General features: G+C 44.6%; 14 protein-coding genes. 9 read left to right on the top strand and 5 right to left on the bottom strand.

Annotated features, from left to right (window positions below; genetic code table 11):
* The first annotated feature begins 46 nt into the window (after positions 1-46).
* Genes proV through proX form a run of 3 tightly spaced genes read left to right on the top strand, consistent with a single transcriptional unit; the run spans position 47 to position 3,185 of the window.
* Complete coding sequence (gene proV, locus F461_RS0104955) at positions 47-1,288, top strand: glycine betaine/L-proline ABC transporter ATP-binding protein ProV (RefSeq protein ID WP_020000050.1); 1,242 nt, start codon at positions 47-49, stop codon at positions 1,286-1,288.
* Positions 1,281-2,129 carry an ABC transporter permease gene (locus F461_RS0104950; protein WP_020000049.1) on the top strand — a complete coding sequence of 283 codons (849 nt, stop codon included), beginning with the start codon at positions 1,281-1,283 and terminating at the stop codon, positions 2,127-2,129. The genes proV and F461_RS0104950 overlap by 8 nt, the downstream gene beginning before the upstream one ends.
* A gap of 30 nt (positions 2,130-2,159) precedes the next feature.
* On the top strand, positions 2,160-3,185 hold the full coding sequence (proX, locus tag F461_RS0104945) for a glycine betaine/L-proline ABC transporter substrate-binding protein ProX (protein WP_020000048.1): 1,026 nt from the start codon (positions 2,160-2,162) through the stop codon (positions 3,183-3,185).
* 229 nt (positions 3,186-3,414) lie between these two features.
* On the opposite strand, the gene F461_RS0104940 is transcribed toward proX, so the two are convergent.
* Positions 3,415-4,434, bottom strand: coding sequence for an HAD family hydrolase (locus F461_RS0104940; RefSeq protein ID WP_020000047.1), 1,020 nt, complete (start codon positions 4,432-4,434; stop codon positions 3,415-3,417).
* Between the two features lie 523 nt (positions 4,435-4,957).
* Here F461_RS0104940 and F461_RS0104935 point away from each other — a divergent pair.
* The 6 genes from F461_RS0104935 to F461_RS0104905 all read left to right on the top strand — a co-directional run bounded on the left by F461_RS0104935 (position 4,958) and on the right by F461_RS0104905 (position 12,262).
* The gene (locus F461_RS0104935) at positions 4,958-6,262 is read left to right on the top strand and encodes a radical SAM/SPASM family putative metalloenzyme maturase (protein ID WP_020000046.1); all 1,305 of its coding nucleotides are present in this window, start codon (positions 4,958-4,960) and stop codon (positions 6,260-6,262) included.
* Positions 6,263-6,716: 454 nt separating this feature from the next.
* Positions 6,717-8,030, top strand: coding sequence for a lysine 2,3-aminomutase (kamA, locus tag F461_RS0104930; RefSeq protein ID WP_020000045.1), 1,314 nt, complete (start codon positions 6,717-6,719; stop codon positions 8,028-8,030).
* Positions 8,020-8,850, top strand: coding sequence for a putative beta-lysine N-acetyltransferase (gene ablB, locus F461_RS0104925; protein WP_020000044.1), 831 nt, complete (start codon positions 8,020-8,022; stop codon positions 8,848-8,850). Before kamA ends, ablB begins: the two co-directional genes overlap by 11 nt.
* A 453-nt stretch (positions 8,851-9,303) precedes the next feature.
* Complete coding sequence (locus F461_RS0104915; RefSeq protein ID WP_020000042.1) at positions 9,304-9,627, top strand: YhdT family protein; 324 nt, start codon at positions 9,304-9,306, stop codon at positions 9,625-9,627.
* The gene (gene panF, locus F461_RS0104910) at positions 9,624-11,108 is read left to right on the top strand and encodes a sodium/pantothenate symporter (RefSeq protein ID WP_020000041.1); all 1,485 of its coding nucleotides are present in this window, start codon (positions 9,624-9,626) and stop codon (positions 11,106-11,108) included. Before F461_RS0104915 ends, panF begins: the two co-directional genes overlap by 4 nt.
* A 290-nt stretch (positions 11,109-11,398) precedes the next feature.
* Entirely contained in the window at positions 11,399-12,262 is an 864-nt protein-coding gene (locus tag F461_RS0104905; RefSeq protein ID WP_020000040.1) for a patatin-like phospholipase family protein, read from the top strand.
* Positions 12,263-12,311: 49 nt separating this feature from the next.
* Here F461_RS0104905 and F461_RS17120 read toward each other — a convergent pair whose 3' ends face one another.
* The 4 genes from F461_RS17120 to F461_RS17115 are packed head-to-tail and all read right to left on the bottom strand — an operon-like array spanning position 12,312 to position 16,433.
* Positions 12,312-12,893 carry a histidine phosphatase family protein gene (locus F461_RS17120; RefSeq protein WP_020000039.1) on the bottom strand — a complete coding sequence of 194 codons (582 nt, stop codon included), beginning with the start codon at positions 12,891-12,893 and terminating at the stop codon, positions 12,312-12,314.
* Between the two features lies 1 nt (position 12,894).
* Positions 12,895-14,055 carry a DVU_1551 family NTP transferase gene (locus F461_RS0104895; RefSeq protein ID WP_020000038.1) on the bottom strand — a complete coding sequence of 387 codons (1,161 nt, stop codon included), beginning with the start codon at positions 14,053-14,055 and terminating at the stop codon, positions 12,895-12,897.
* Between the two features lie 4 nt (positions 14,056-14,059).
* Entirely contained in the window at positions 14,060-15,082 is a 1,023-nt protein-coding gene (locus F461_RS0104890) for an XdhC family aldehyde oxidoreductase maturation factor (RefSeq protein ID WP_020000037.1), read from the bottom strand.
* A 10-nt stretch (positions 15,083-15,092) separates the two neighbouring features.
* Entirely contained in the window at positions 15,093-16,433 is a 1,341-nt protein-coding gene (locus F461_RS17115) for a DVU_1553 family AMP-dependent CoA ligase (protein WP_020000036.1), read from the bottom strand.
* Between the last annotated feature and the right edge of the window lie 73 nt (positions 16,434-16,506).

Here is a 16,506-nt window from a genome sequence, read left to right as displayed (position 1 = left end):
ATGACCGATAGCCTTGCTTCTTACCAATCAAAGCTATGAGGTTTTAATGCATTTGAAACAAGAAAAAGTTGTTGTAAAAAATCTATTTAAAATTTTTGGCCCGAAGGGGCGTCAGGCATTACCAATGCTTGAAAATGGACTCTCAAAGGAAGAAATTTATCAGAAAACCGGTCTGACCGTCGGTGTACAAGATGCATCGTTTACGGTTTATGAAGGTGAAATTTTTGTTATTATGGGGCTGTCCGGCTCAGGGAAATCAACGTTGGTGCGCATGTTGAACCGGTTGATAACCCCGACTGCAGGAAGCGTTATCGTCGAGGGAAAAGATATTGCCAAAATGCCTCACGATGAGCTTGTTCAGTTCCGCCTTCATAATATGAGCATGGTTTTCCAGTCTTTTGCCTTAATGCCTCACCTCACTGTTCTTGAAAATACTGCCTTTGGTCTTAAACTTGCTGGAATCCCTGAGGACCAAAGAAATACCCGGGCAAAAGAAGCTCTCGACCAAGTTGGCCTTTCTGGATGGGAAGATGCTTCACCATCTCAGCTTAGCGGTGGGATGCAGCAGCGTGTCGGTTTAGCTCGAGCTCTGGCTGTCGATCCTGAGATTATGTTGATGGATGAAGCTTTCTCCGCCCTTGACCCACTCATCAGGGCTGAGATGCAGGATGAGTTGCTAGAACTGCAGCAGCGTCATCAGCGTACCATTATTTTCATTTCACACGATCTTGATGAGGCTTTGCGAATCGGTGACCGGATTGCCATCATGCAGGATGGTGTTGTTGTCCAAGTTGGTTCGGCTGATGAGATTCTACGTGCACCTGCCAATGACTATGTAAAGTCTTTCTTTAAAAGTGTTGATCCGACGAGTATCCTTACTACTCGGGACATAGTTCTTAATAATCATCCAACACTTATAGTTACCCACGGTCGAAATATTTCTGCTGCACAAGCCTATCTCAGCAACAGCGATCGCGACTATTGCTACCTCTTAACACCAGATAAAAAACTGCTTGGCGTGGTTTCCACAGAAAGTTTACGGGATGTTGCAGAACTTGAAAGTGATTCTTCAACATTAGCAGACGCATATTTGCCGGATGTCAAAACTATTGACCCGGATGATGTGCTTACGGACATCCAACCTGTGGTTGCCAGTAGCCCTTGTCCTGTACCTGTTGTGAATAAAGACGGCCGCTTTATGGGCGTTGTTTCAAAAAGTCGTTTTTTACGGATCTTGCACAAACCAGAGCAGATTTTAAATTCAGTAGAGGAGGAAATCCATGTTTAATGGTAACTTTATTCCATTGGACGAAAGTATCATTCCCCTTTCCGAATGGATATCAGATGGTATTGACTGGCTTGTTTATAATTTTCGTGATGTCTTTCAGGTAATTAAAGTCCCTGTTGAAGTTACCTTGACGGGATTGTCTACTGCGTTGAATGCTCTTCCGTTTTATATTCCAATTCTATGTATTACGCTGCTTGCATGGAAATTTGCAGGTAAGCGGCTTGCTCTCTTCTCTCTACTCTCGTTTTCTTTGATCGCTTGTCTGGGCTTGTGGGAAGCTACCATGACAACACTTGCCATGGTGCTTGCTTCAGTTCTTTTTTGTTCAGTTATCGGCATCCCTCTTGGGGTGTTGGCGGGACGCAGTTCACTTTTCGAAGCGTTCCTTCGCCCCGTTCTTGATGCAATGCAGACAACTCCGGCTTTTGTCTATCTCGTGCCGATCGTAATGTTGTTTTCCATTGGCAATACTGCGGGTGTTATTGCGACCATTATCTTCGCATTACCTCCAATTATTCGGCTGACGTGTTTAGGGATACGGCAAGTGCATCCCGAATTGGTGGAAGCTGCTCAGGCATTTGGTGCAAGCGAGTTCCAGGTACTGTGGCAAGTGCAGCTGCCTTTGGCGCTGCCTACTATTCTTGCCGGATTAAACCAAACCATAATGATGGCTCTTTCGATGGTTGTAATTGCAGCATTGATTGGAGCAGGCGGGCTTGGTTCTCCTGTTGTTCTTGGTTTGAATACACTGGATACAGGACAAGCCGCAGTCGGTGGTATTGCAATTGTTTTGCTTGCGGTGATCTTAGATAGATTAACTCAAGCCATTGCGAACAAATAGAGCCAGCAACTTATTAAAAGGAGGATAGTAGTGTTTAAGCGTTTATTGCTGTTAACAATAGTTTTTTGTTTATGTTCAGGTCAGGCTTTAGCTGATCCGATGCTGCCCGGAAAAGGGGTTGTGGTTAAACCTGCCCGTGCTACTTGGAATACCAGCTTTTTTCATGCAGCATTAATAGAGAAAGGACTTAAAGAGCTCGGTTATACAGTAAAAAAAGCGAAGGATCTGCCTAACGCTTTATTTTATAAATCTGTGGCAATGGGTGATGTTGATTACTGGCCAAGTGCATGGCTTCCTAACCATAACAGCTACATGGGAGGAGATTTCTTCGAACACGCAGCTGCATATGGTTATGTAGTTAAAGCAGGCGCTTTGCAGGGGTACCTTGTAAGTAAAAAAGCTGCAGATGAGCTTCATATTACTAGCCTTGATGATTTTAAACGCCCCGAAGTTATTGCTGCCTTTGATAAGGACGGCGACGGCAAAGCTGACTTGACCGCATGCCCTCCGGGCTGGCGATGTGAACGTGATATTGACCGCCATCTGAAAATTTATGGTCTTAAAAAGTATATTAAGCCTATTAAAGCAGCTTACGAAGCAAGTATGGCTGCGAATCTTGGAGCCTATCAGGCTGGTGAACCAATCTTTTTCTATACTTGGACACCAAACTGGACGGTCTTTAAGTTACAGCCGGGCAAAGATGTTGTTTGGATTAATGTTCCAGAAAACATACCGTCAGACGACGAGAAAGCTTTTGTTGATAGCATGACTGTTGAAAATCTGTGTGGTGCGGTAACTAATCCATTAAAAATGGGCTTTGCTGCTACCGATATTCGTGTCATTGCAAATAAAAAGTTTGCCGATGCAAATCCGGCAGCAAGACGTTTCTTCGAAGTATTCACTATTCCACTTGAAGATATTAACAAACAAAACAACTTGTTAAACAGTGGCGAGAAATCTGCTAAAGATATCCAGCGCCATGCAGACGAATGGATAGCGAATCACAAAGAGACGTGGGAAGGCTGGCTTAACGAAGCACGCAAAGCGGCTGAGTAACATAAGTGAAAAGAAATTGAATGCTTGAGAAATACTAATATTAGTTTATGTACTTCCTTTTCTGTGAGGAGTGCGTATCTGATCTTGCAGGCAATTCCTTTGAGAATACTATGCAATAAAAGCTCTTACACGAAAGTGTAAGAGCTTTTTTGTTTCTTTATTCAGTAGCCGAGCATGGTGTGTTGCCATCAACGCCTCTTGTTCAAAGGTGCTGTTGGTTAGGCGTGTTTTATTTCGGGGTGGGGAATATTTGTCCCCAATCTTTTTTCATATCGACAATGATCCAATCATTGCTGGATGCCATATCGAGCACCTTGTCCAATCTGCCTATGTTGCTTTTGCGGTCATAGGCATACTCGCGTTTGGCATCGGTATGATGGATAAACAACCCTAAGCGCTTGCCTTTACCGGCCTTAGTGTATTGGATCATCTGCATATCTGCGTCTGCGTTGCCAAAGGCAAAGATAGGGCGCCTTCCAATATGCTGATATATGCCAATAGGTTTGCCGGCTCTATTGTCGGTGAAATTGTTCTTGGGAAGTCTGATGATAACCGGTTTGTTATCAACTATCCTGAATTCGGTGACAACACTTGATCCAACAACCTGCTCAGGTGGGATACCATAGGCTTTTTCAGTCCATGGGCGCATGAACGCCATGCTGCTACCGGAAATAATATATGTTTTGAATCCGTTAGCGCGCAGAAATGTCAGCAGCTCTAATTGCGGTTGGTAAACCAAGTTTGTGTACAAGCATTTAAAGCGTGGATGTTTTGCTTTTGATATCCATTCGTTGACCTCATTGGTGAATTCCGTGGCCGTCATGCCGGAATGTGTTGTCACTATCATTTTAATAAAACCCTTTGTACCGAAAGAGCTTACTGCTGACATGTTTCCTTCCAGTACAGCCTTGAAGGGTTGCATGGTCTTCCATTCAGGGTGTTGCGGTGCCAGCTTTTTGATTTGGTCATAGGTGAAAACGGTCTGTGTAGATATTGGCTGTTCAACCCATAACGTTCCGTCATTATCGAATACAGCGACACGCTCTTTGGGAGCAACATAGTTTTCACTGTTCGTATTTGTGACATCACAAACAAATTGAATAATTTTTGTTTTTACGAGTCCGTTGTTCCACGATGGAAGTGGATCGGAGGCCTGTGCAAAGGAAGATATGCACAGAATGAGAATCATTAAGAGTCCGACGGCTAGAAGATGACGTTGTGTTTTGGAACGATGTGGAATTGGATACATGACTCCTCCTGATATTTTTATGTTGTAGATCTATGGCAAGGTAAGGGATTGCTTAGAGAGAATAATAGTATATGTGATATAACACTTTGAAAAGATAAACTTTTATGATTGTACAGTGCGGTATTTTTGGGCAGGTCACAACGTTTTTAAAAGGATACTGCTTTCGTTGTCGTACCTGTCGATAATGACCTTTTGAGACTGCAATGTGGAGTTGCCGAAGGCTATATTTATTTGGTTTGTTTGGTAGTTGGATTGAGAAGGCAGGTGGTGGTTCAGCCTTTGCTGTACGATGCTGAATTCGATTGACGTTGTTAGGCGCATAGTCGCAAGTGTGAAGTTTTTCTGCTACTGAGGTATTTCATGGAATGGAGAAGTGTCATTGGGATAGATGTGAGCTTTTCTCGTTTCCAGTCTATGTTTAAGCCTTTATGCATGGCGAGTAATCGCGATTTTGTGTCAGGGGTACGTTTGTCAGAAAAAAAATAGTTAAAGCAAGGTCGAATAGAAAAGCGCGAGCAGAGAGATGAATATTTCACAGGATATGTATCCTTCAAAACTGTATGTCGAGACAACCACCAGATGCAATTTGCGGTGCTCAATGTGTGTAAAACAGGTTAAGGGAGCACGAATTCCAGAAGTGGATATGTCCATGGAGGTTTTTCATAAGCTGGAGCCTGCGTTCCCATACCTCAAGACACTACTTTTGAATGGTATTGGTGAACCTCTGCTGGCTAAAAAACTTGTTCCTATGATCAGGCGGGCTCGGGAATTGATGGCACCGGATGCCGTTATTAGCTTTCAAACAAACGGCATGTTGTTAACGTTTGAGCTTGCAAAGAAGCTTGTTGCGGCGGGCTTGGATCGAATTTGTATATCTGTTGATATGGTTGGCGAGCAGGGTGTATTTCATGGTGGTGAAGATGTCGGGCGGATTACACATGCATTTGAATATATACAGCGTGCTTCCGAGGCTATGGAACGCAATGTATCGGTTGGCGTAGAGTTTGTTATAATGCGCGATAATGCCGCTTCACTTCCATACTCTTTGAAATGGGCAGCCGAACAAGGGGCGGAATTTGCTCTGGTTACACATATGCTTCCATATGGTGAGAGTATGGCAGAACAGGAATTATTTAATCCGAACACCGAACAGTCCTTAGCAGAGTATGAGCGTTGGCTGGCAGAAGCAGAAGAGCGTGGGCTTGATCTTGGAAGATATTTCGAAGTGCTCTGGATGGTTAAGAAGACAGAAGATGAAAAACGGCTTGTTACATTTGTTAATGAGCATGTGAAGGCTGCTCTGGCTAAGGGGATTCCCATGCATTTGTCCAATCTTATGCAATGGACCACAGACGAAAAGCGTACTGAACAGGAATGGCTTGTAACTATTTTTGAGAAAGCGCGAGCCGTTGCTGCAAAGTATAATGTGGATATTACGTTACCACCAATTTCGGCGGCCTATGAGAGAAAGTGCGATTTTGTCGAACAAGGTGTTGCTCATATAACTCCGGATGGAGAGGTTCATCCATGTTATTTCTTATGGCATGAATATTCATGTTTTATGGATGGTGATATTAAAAAGGTGACTCCTCGAACGTTCGGTAACGTTTTGACTTCTTCTATTCTCAAGATCTGGAATAGTGACGAGTACCGAAACTTCCGTGAGCAAGTTTTGAAATATGAATATCCATATTGTACAAATTGTTCCGTTGTTCCTTGTGTTGACGTGACTGGACGCAATGATCCATTCGAAATGGATTGTTACGGCACAACTGTTCCATGCGGACATTGCTTGTGGTGCTTGGGGGGCGTCCGATGTCTTTTGTAATGTCTGTCCCTTAGACGGTTAAAGGAAGAGCCGTCCCCAGTTGATTACATCAAATTTTTACAGCTAAGGGGAATTTTCTCTTTAATATGTCAAGTAAATTAAGCTCTTGCGCGTACGTGTAAGAGCTTTTTTTATTTCAGGTATGGGCTTATCCCCGATAAGTCCCCAAACCGTCCCCTTTTGTTTTGTTCTGCATAATGTATGTTGAGTATCGGATTACAGTGATGCGTCACAGATTGCATGTTTTAAAAGAATCTTATGCGAGGATAAAGAAAGTGGATAGTAACTCAAAGCTATCAAATTTCAATGTTGTGTTCTTAGTACTATGGATACTTTTTGCTTTTTCTCTTTTTCTATATCTTGCTTTTAAAGTTCATAGCAGTCCATATTCTTTTACTGACGTTGTAACCATTCGATTTTATAGTTACCCTATTTAACAATACAAGGATTATACATGACTCCACTTAATGCCCAGCAAAAAGCTTTTGTTCATGGACTTGATGAAAAAGGCCCCTCTTCGCGATGGCATGACTGGAAATGGCATATTCAACACAGTATTCGCGATGTTAAGACATTTGAAAGATTGCTTGGAATAACTTTTACAGATGAGCAGCGGGCGGCTTACGAGGCGACTGCACAGCAGTTCCCAATCTCTATTACTCCTTACTATCTGTCCCTTATCGAAGCAGATGATTATGAAAATGACCCTGTTTTCAGGCAGTGTTTTCCTTCTGAACGTGAATTGGATGTCTTTGAGCACGATATGGCTGATCCTCTGCATGAGGAGAAAGACAGCCCTGTTCCGGGGATTACACACAGGTATCCTGATCGGGTACTCTTTCATGTTAGTAACCTCTGTTCAATGTATTGCAGACATTGCACGCGAAAGCGCAAAGTTGGCGATACGGATTTTATTCCTGATCGTAAACAAATGGAAATGGGACTTGAATACATTCGTAATACACCGCGTGTACGGGACGTGTTGCTCTCCGGCGGTGATCCGTTCATGCTATCGGATGAGAGACTTGATTGGCTGTTGGGAGAACTGGACGCCATTGAACACGTAGAGGTGGTACGTATTGGAACACGAATGCCGGTTGTGCTTCCTCAGCGAATTACGACTGATCTTGTTGAGATGCTGAAAACTCACCATCCTCTCTGGTTAAATACCCATTTCAACCACCCGAGAGAAATGACTGCTTCTTCGCGAAAGGCACTTGCAATGTTGGCGGATGCGGGCATTCCTATGGGCAACCAAAGTGTTTTATTAGCAGGAGTCAACGATTGCCAGCGGTTGATCCGCACTTTGAATCAAAAGTTGGTTAAAAACAGGGTGCGTCCTTATTATTTGTACCAGTGCGATTTGTCAGAAGGACTTACTCATTTCCGTACGCCTGTCAGTAAAGGAATTGAGATTATTGAAAGCTTGCGGGGACACACCTCGGGCTTCTCTGTACCAACGTATGTTGTGGATGCTCCAGGTGGTGGCGGTAAGATTCCTGTTATGCCAAACTACATTGTTTCCTGGGGAACGCACAAAGTGGTGCTCAGGAATTATGAAGGTGTAATCACTACATATAATGAGCCAGAAAGTTATGACTCTCATTATTGCGATAGAAAATGCAACAACTGCACTCTTGCCCTTAAAGAAGATGATGGTTGTGAAAAGGCTATCGGTATTGAAAAGCTTTTGTGCGACTGGGATGACACATTGAGCCTGACGCCGAAAGAAAATGAACGTATGGACAGGAGAGACGATGCAGCTTGATAGAGTGGTGTCAGTAATGGGTAATACTATTCAGCATGGGCATAGTAGCAACAGAGCTTACTTGCTTAAGTTAGGTGGTTCGCCAGATATTGCTGCCCGAAGTCTGTCTGATATCGCTGTAGCTGAAGGATACTCAAAGGTTATCGCAAAGGTTCCTGAAACAATGCTTGATGCTTTTACAGCACAGAGCTTTGAGGAGGAAGCCCGTGTTCCAGATATGTATGCCCATAAAGGTGACGGAGTTTTTGTTGCCAGATACTTCGAGCCAGAAAGACGCAATGAAATTTTAGAGACTACGTTTGAAAGCGTGCGTGCACTAGCGGAGGAAAAAGCAAACAATATATCCAAGAGGTTACCTGAAGGATACACAATAACCACATTGAAGAAGAATGACATTCCAGAGATGATAAATGTTTTTCAGCAAGTTTTTAAAAAGTATCCTTTCCCGGTACATGATGCCGCTTTTATTGAACAGACTATGCTTGAAGAGACTTACTACTTCGGAGTACATTTCAGGGAACAGCTTGTTGCGGTATCATCTGCGGAAGTAGATGCCAGTATGGGGAACGCTGAGATGACAGATTTTGCGACACTTCCGCCCCATAGAGGCAACGGCCTTGCTTCCTGTTTATTGACCGAGATGGAGTCTTACATGCGCACTATGGGTATTAAAACTGCGTATACTATTGCTAGAGCTGTCTCGCCGGGAATGAATATAACGTTTGCAAGAGCAGGATATAGGTATTGTGGAAGATTACCGAACAATACTTGTATTGCGGAAGGGATTGAAAGCATGAATGTTTGGAGTAAGGCGCTTTGATATAATGTAAAGCTGTTATGTGATCTAAATCTTCAGCATTTGATGTTTCTGATTCAATCATCTGTTATGTAAAAAAATAGAATAAAAAGCTCCTGCACATTCACGCAGGAGCTTTTTTGCGTTGTCGGGAAATGAAAAAAAGCGATGCAGTTATTGTGGTATGCTCTTGTGAAGTCTTGCTTAGTTCCAAGAGATGAAAACACTGCCCGATGACTTGTTTTCTTATGTACTTTAGGGCAGAAGGCAGCAAGCAATTGGATGTTATCTACCTCTTAAATGAATATTGTAAGAGCATGTGTGAAGCTCAAAATGGACAGAACCGTAAAGCCATTTTTGAGCCTTCACTTATTGAAAGCGGCAGCGTTGTAACGCGTTGTTGAGAGCTTTTTAGTATTGATTGCTTTTTGTAAAGCCTTGCTGCTTGCGGGGTAAAAAAATGTACAGGTGTATTATATGAATAAACAGAAACAGGACTGGCGTTTTGCTCAGGCTAACAAGGAGGCATTGTTCTCTTTGGGAGCGTACGCACTGTATTTTATCTGGTGGTTCATTTTCGGATATGGAATGGGTGACGGTGATCCGGAGCAGTACTCGTATGTATGGGGCATGCCTGCGTGGTTTTTTTACAGCTGCATAGTCGGGTATCCTCTTATTACGATTTTTCTTTGGGGAATAGTCCGTTTCTTTTTTAAAGAAGTGCCGCTTGACGATGAGATTTCTGGCACTGACGACAGCGGACAGCACGCCGTGGATTCTAATAAAGGAAATATCGCATGAGTAATGCGTTGATTACAATCATTCCTGTAGTGCTGTATCTGGCACTTTCATTTGCGGTTGCCCTTTGGGCGCGTAATAAAGCAGCATCTAAGTCTTCTCAGGGGTTCATGGAGGACTATTTTATCGGTGGTCGCTCTATGGGAGGCTTTGTTCTCGCTATGACCATTATCGCGAGCTACACAAGCGCAAGTAGTTTTGTCGGTGGCCCTGGTGTTGCATACCGCTATGGGTTGAGCTGGGTATTTCTTGCCATGATTCAAGTGCCGACCACGTTCCTTACACTTGGTGTGCTCGGCAAGCGTTTTGCCATTATTGCCCGCAAAACTAATTCAATGACTATCACAGATTTCTTGCGTGCACGCTATAAAAGCGATGCCGTTGTTATTCTCTGCTCAGTTGCCTTACTCATATTTTTTATGGCAGCGATGCTCGCCCAGTTTATCGGCGGAGCACGACTTTTTCAGGCGGTAACTGGATACCCGTATATAGTCGGACTGGTACTGTTTGGCGTTACGGTCATTCTGTATACTGCTGTGGGTGGTTTTCGGGCGGTTGTTATTACGGATGCCATTCAGGGTATCATTATGGTTGTGGCTGTTGTTGTTATTCTGCTGGCTATTGTCAATGCCGGTGGAGGAATGGAGCAGTGCATAACCACACTTAAAGGCATTGATTCCGGACTGATCACTCCGACCGGACCGGGCAATGCTGTTCCACAGCCGTTTACCTTGTCCTTATGGATTCTTGTTGGATTGGGGATTCTAGGCTTGCCGCAGACAACTCAACGTTGCATGGGGTATAAAGATTCCCGAGCAATGCATGATGCCATGATTATCGGTACGCTGATTATTGGATTTATTATTCTCTGTGCGCATCTTTCCGGCGCGTTAGGGCGTGCTATTCTTCCAAATCTTCCGGCTGGTGACCTCGCCATGCCGTCGTTGATCATGGAGTTACTTTCACCGTTCTGGGCTGGTGTTTTTATTGCCGGACCGCTTGCTGCAATTATGTCCACTGTGGATTCTATGCTTTTGCTGGTTTCCGCTGCGATTGTTAAAGATTTGTATGTCCATTACAGGCTTAAAGGCGATGCTTCTATGATGCCGTCTGTGAGCATTCAGCGTATGAGTTTGATTTCAACTGCTGTCATCGGAATGCTGGTCTTTGTGGCAGCTATTCAACCACCAGATTTGCTTGTGTGGATTAACCTGTTTGCCTTTGGCGGGCTGGAAGCTGTATTCCTGTGGCCGATCATTTTGGGACTCTACTGGAAACGTGCAAACGCGACGGGCGCTGTAGCATCAATTCTGTTTGGTGTTGCCAGCTTCATTACAATTAGTATTATGAAGCCGGCAATGGGCGGTATCCATGCTATTGTGCCTACAACGATAGTAGCACTTTGTGCCTTCGTTGCAGGATCGTATCTTGGCCGTGCCCCGAATGAAAAGGTGATTGCACTGTTCTGGGGTGAACAACGATAGTGTATTATTTTGTACTGTCTTTGTTGATGCGGACGGTGGCGTAACTGTGAGCTACATATAAGTCATTTCAACATTATAAGTAGAAAAGCTCTTACATGAAGATGTAAGAGCTTTTTTTGTAATTATTGCATTCGTCACGTTGTGGATAAAAAGTTGTAGAAGTATAGATGATTTCTATGAGATAGAAATAAGCGTTGGCTGCTATTCTCTTGAAGAACTTTCGACTATATTTCTTTGAGACGGACAACATCTTGTTGTTGTAGATGCGATTACTTAGGAGGGTATGGCTAGTGCAATCAGATGCAGCTGCAGGGCTTGTTCTTGAAGGAGGAGGCCTGCGCGGTAATTTTTCTGCTGGTGTTTTACGGCATTTTACAGACATGTGTTTTGTGTTTTCTTCCTTGTATGGCGTGTCCATGGGAGCTTGTAATGGTGCAAATATTATTTCTAAGCAGCCGGAACGTAACCGGATAACAAACACTTGTTTTGTTAATGATAGCAGATACCTTAGCTATATCCGTTTACTAAAAGGCGGGGATTTATTCGGGATGGATTTTATTTTCCGTGACATCCCGTTGCATATTGTACCGATCGATTATGAAACGTTTAAGAATAACTCCGTTAAGTTTTGGATAGGTGTAACGGACTGTTATACAGGCAATGCTGTGATGTTTGAGAAGAGCATGCTTGAAAGCAGAGATGATGTACTGACAATCATGCGGGCATCAGCGAGCCTTCCGCTTATTGCTAAGCCGGTGGAGTACAATGGTGTACTATATATGGATGGCGGAATCGCGAACCCCATTCCTTTGCAGCAGTGTCTTGAGCATGGCGAAAAGCCTGTTCTGATTTTGACACAGCCAGCAGGCTACCGAAAGCGCGCAAGTAAATCGGTTTTGTTGTGCAAATGGCGGTACCCACAGTTTCCTGAATTGAACAGAGTGCTGGAACATCGTCATGAAGAATACAACGATGTACTGGCAACCATCGAAGCAAAGGAAAAACGGGGTGATGTTTTTGTGATTCGGCCTGAAAGTACTCTTGGTGTCGGACGAGTCTGCCGCAATCAGCGCCAGTTATATGAACTGTATGACGAAGGATATGCTCTGGCACAAAAGTGCACACCCGCCTTACAGGAATTTCTTTCAGTATAAAAATCCCCCGCCATATATTCTCTGTGGTGGGGGATTTTTGTTTGAAAACTTATTCCAGACATAGTTCGTTTGTTAGAAACGCTTGCTTGCTGATTAAGGTTATGGAACCTGTTGCAGGTTTATAAGAGAAAAGATTTTGCAAGGGAGTCTGGTTAACTGCACAGAGTAAGGTGCGGATAACGCCGGCGTGGGTTACAAGAATAACAGGCTCTGGTTCACGGCATAGTGGGAGAATTATTTCCAGAGCTCGTCGCTGGACATCAAAAAAGGATTCACCCATAGGTGCCCGAAAATAGGCAAAGTCTGTACCGCGTTGCTCATATGCGTCTGGCCAGCGTTTTTTGATATCCGAGAACGGAAGTCCGTCCCATGTGCCCATGTTTATTTCTCGTAAGGACGGCTCTTGAGTAATTCCTGTCTCCAGTTTGTTATCAAGAATTTCAGCGGTCTGCATTGTTCGGCGTAACGGACTGGAAACAATACGCGGCTGTTCAAGGCGTAAGGCGAGCAATTGCGGGAGTGTTTTTTCGGATATGTATGTAATGCCATTTTCTGCCAGAGGGATGTCTGTTTGCCCTATACAGGTGCCTTTATGCAGTACTGTTTCGCCGTGACGAATAAGGTAAAGCATTTCAGGACCGCTTTTCTTTGGTGAGTAATGCGGTTAAATCGGTACCTGTTGCTAATTCCGCTTTGTGCAGGATAGCTTGAGCTTGTAGTAATTTTTGTTGAATAGCCTTCACAACTTCCGGAGAGGCTGCGTAGCATGCCATTTTTTCTTCGTACCGTCGTTCCAGCGTGCATCTGCTAGTGCCGTCTATAAATTTATCTGCTAAAAAAACGAGTTCAGCTTCTGTCACAGCGCCTTCTGTTGCGGAAAGTTTTGAGTGTGTTGCGATGCAAGGTGCAACTGCCGGAAAACCGAGTTCGGTAATCATACGGGCTCCGGCATTAGCGTGTTGCGGTACCCCCTTCGCAATATCGTGTAGCAGTGTCCCTGAGATGACGGTTTGTTTAAAAAGTGGAGTATTGTCGGGAATTTTCTCCAGAATACGGTGGGCAACTTCTGTTACCGCAAGCGAGTGATTTCGGATATGCGTTGGTAATGCAACAGCATTCCATATAGCATAGCACTCCTGAACAGATGGAACAGATCTGAGTGTCTGTATGCGGCACAGCTTTTCGTAATCCTCAGGTGTATCCATATCCAGTAACATTCCACTATCCAGAACCGGTAGGTAATGGGTGGTATCCGTATATTGGTCTAATAACTTGGCCAGTCCGCCGTCTCCATTGTATTTCAGAATTTCGCATTTGAGTGATGCCCGCAAACAAGGGGGGTGTCCACGCTTGCCTTCTGTCTTGTGCAGGAATTCAGGAAGCGGGGTAAGAAGACTGTCATCTAAAATAGGGTGGATGACGTTTGCTTTAGTCTTTGCGGCGTGGTTGAGAAGCGCAGTAATAGTACTGGAACGGATAAGAGGGATATCTACGGGAGTGATGAAAAAAATATCAGCATCATCAGGGAGAGCATTGCAACCGGTTTGAACAGAAGAAAACATGCCGTCATCAAAGTTGGCATTATACACAGCTTGGAGGTTAAGCCGCTTGCATTCCTGTTCAATCTTTTCGCTGGCGTAGCCTGTAACAACAATGGGGGTGACTCCTGCTTGTATGAACGCATCCGCAAGCGTTTGCAGCGTGGTCTTATCCCCAAGATGTAAGGTCGGTTTGCATCGGCCCATACGGGAACTGTACCCTGCCGCCAGAAGTATTCCATATGCCCTGAGCATCAGATTATCCTTGTGCTTTTGTTTGAACAATCTCTGCAATAATACTTACTGCTATTTCTTCCGGAGTTCTTCCTCCAAGGGGTAACCCTATAGGACAATGACAACGGGCAATAGCTTCATCTGTGACTCCTTCTTCGCGGAGACGTTCATATAACCCGTCACGTTTGCTTTTGCTGCCGATCATTCCAATGTATTTTGCCGGAGTTGTGAGTATTTGTTGCAGCACAGTTTTGTCGTGTTCGTGTCCGCGGGTTACTATGACAACGTAGCAGTCTTTATGCACGGTGACGTCGGAGAGGATGTCGTCCAATGAGTCCACAACCATGACGTGTGCATTCGGGAAGCGTTTTGTATTGGCAAAGTCGTCGCGGTCGTCCAGTACGATGACGGAGAATCCGGCAATGTGAGCTATTTCTGCCGTAGGTTTTGCAACGTGCCCTGCTCCGGCGATAATGACAGTAGCTGTCGGATGGTATGTTTCAGAAAAATATTGGAGAGAATGTTCATTCAGAAGCAATGGCCCTGTGTCTGATGTTGCAGCTTCTTTGGAAGCACGGATGGAGTGTAATGCATCAGCGTATTTCGCGTCTGCCAATTGGTCGGCTGTGATGCGAGTCCATATGTCGCTATTTTGTACGTAGTAAGCTTCACGTGAGCTTGCGTTGCCTTTCAGTACATCATTCTTCAGCTGCACAAATTCTGTATAATGGTCTGGTGTAAGGCGTTCCAGCAATACTGTTAGTGAGCCTCCACAGGACATACCCAGAGCGCCAGCTTTTGTGTTGTCTAATTCATAAAAGTGCAGGGCCGCAGCGCCTGTTTTACCCGGGAGAAACCTTGCGCCGGTTTCCTGAACTTTTGCTTCAACAAGACCTCCACCGATTGTTCCGTAGAATTCGCCCTCCGGACAGATAAGCATGTGTGCGCCGGAGGATCGGGGGGTTGAACCGGTACTGGAGATGACTGTGGCAAGAACGCAGTTATGCGTTGCAAGTTTGTTTGTGATATCTGAGAGAATAGAATTCATTGCAACCTCGCTATACGATGCAAATTTTGCGTTTTGCGAATCCAATAGATATTTTTTTGTTATGGTTGCCCGGTAAACACAATATATCCGGAGCATTATACAACGGAGAAACAAGATCGCATAATAGCTCCTTAACGCAGGTTAATTGTTGGGACGAGTTATTGCTCATGTCAACAGTTACTTCCAGCGTATTTGGTGCCACCCTGTATTGTGCTTGCTGGGCGAGAAAATATGGGACAGCGGTCAGTACCCCGTCAATGAGTGTTGGGGTAATAAACCGGAACCAGTCCGGCGTACCTTCAGGCAGAGCCATTCTCCGGATATTCGGACTGAGCCTGCGTAACGGTGAGTCACACGGGCAGGCTTCTGTCATAATATGCGATTCATCGCCGGTTCGGTATCGGATGAGTGGCATGCCCTTTCTTGTAAGGGTCGTGACAACTATTTCGCCTCGTTCTCCATCCGGTAGAACTAATCCAGTTTCCGGGTTTGTAATTTCAACATATATATTTGTTTCACGCAGGTGCATGCCTTTACTGTGCGCACAGCTGACAGCACCGCCAAGTCCGGTTTCAGTCATTCCCCAATGGGTATGAACGTGGCAGTTCCATTCCTTTTCAATGTAGTTGCGAACAGCGCGGGAGCTGGCATCCCAACACAGCAGAACACTTTTTACTGGAGAATCCATACCGCCTTCATGCTTCCACAGCTTTATCAAGGCAAGAACGTGCGCTGGAGTTCCTACAACGCAGTCAGGAGCATGTTTGCTAAACAGGGCAAGTGAAGCAGAAACATTATCAGGATCTTGGTTTAGAACGGGCTTGGCCCCCAGTGAACGTAACCCTTCCGCCAGTAACGTGCCGACACTATCGGGTTTGGGAGCGGGAAGAAGGGCTAAAACCGTATCTCCAGCATCAACAAGGCACCGCATCCCGTTGTTATAAAATGCGATTGTTTCATCCAACTCGTCCTGTGTAAAAAAAATACGCTTCGGATTTCCCGTGGAACCGGAAGTTGCCAGCGTTACGATCCTCGCAATGTCATCCTGCGAGGTACAAAGGAACTTGAGGGGCGCTTCTCTTATATCCGCTGCTGTAGTTCGTGGAAGTTTTGAAAAATCTTCTCGTGATGCAATATGTTGAAAATCCAGCCCGCGGAAATGTTCAGCATAAAAAGTTCCGTTTTCCCGCGCATAGCTGCAAACATTTTTGAGTTTGCCAAGTTGCCATGCTTCAATCTGAGCCTGAGAGATTGGAGCCTCAGTTCGCATATCTTGCTGAGCCTGTGCATCTAACGGATTTATCCGGTTAACATGCTGTTGCTTTGGACTTTCTTCAATCAAATTTAGCATTTCTATCCTGTTCGAGAGACATCTGTAGTTTCTGATGGCTGGCGCTAATATATCATCGGTGACAGTAATATTT

Origin of the sequence: Halodesulfovibrio aestuarii DSM 17919 = ATCC 29578, assembly GCF_000384815.1 — a bacterium.
Lineage (GTDB): Bacteria > Desulfobacterota > Desulfovibrionia > Desulfovibrionales > Desulfovibrionaceae > Halodesulfovibrio > Halodesulfovibrio aestuarii.
The sequence above is the reverse complement of the archived record's forward strand: the minus strand, read 5'-3'. Positions and strand labels throughout refer to the sequence as shown.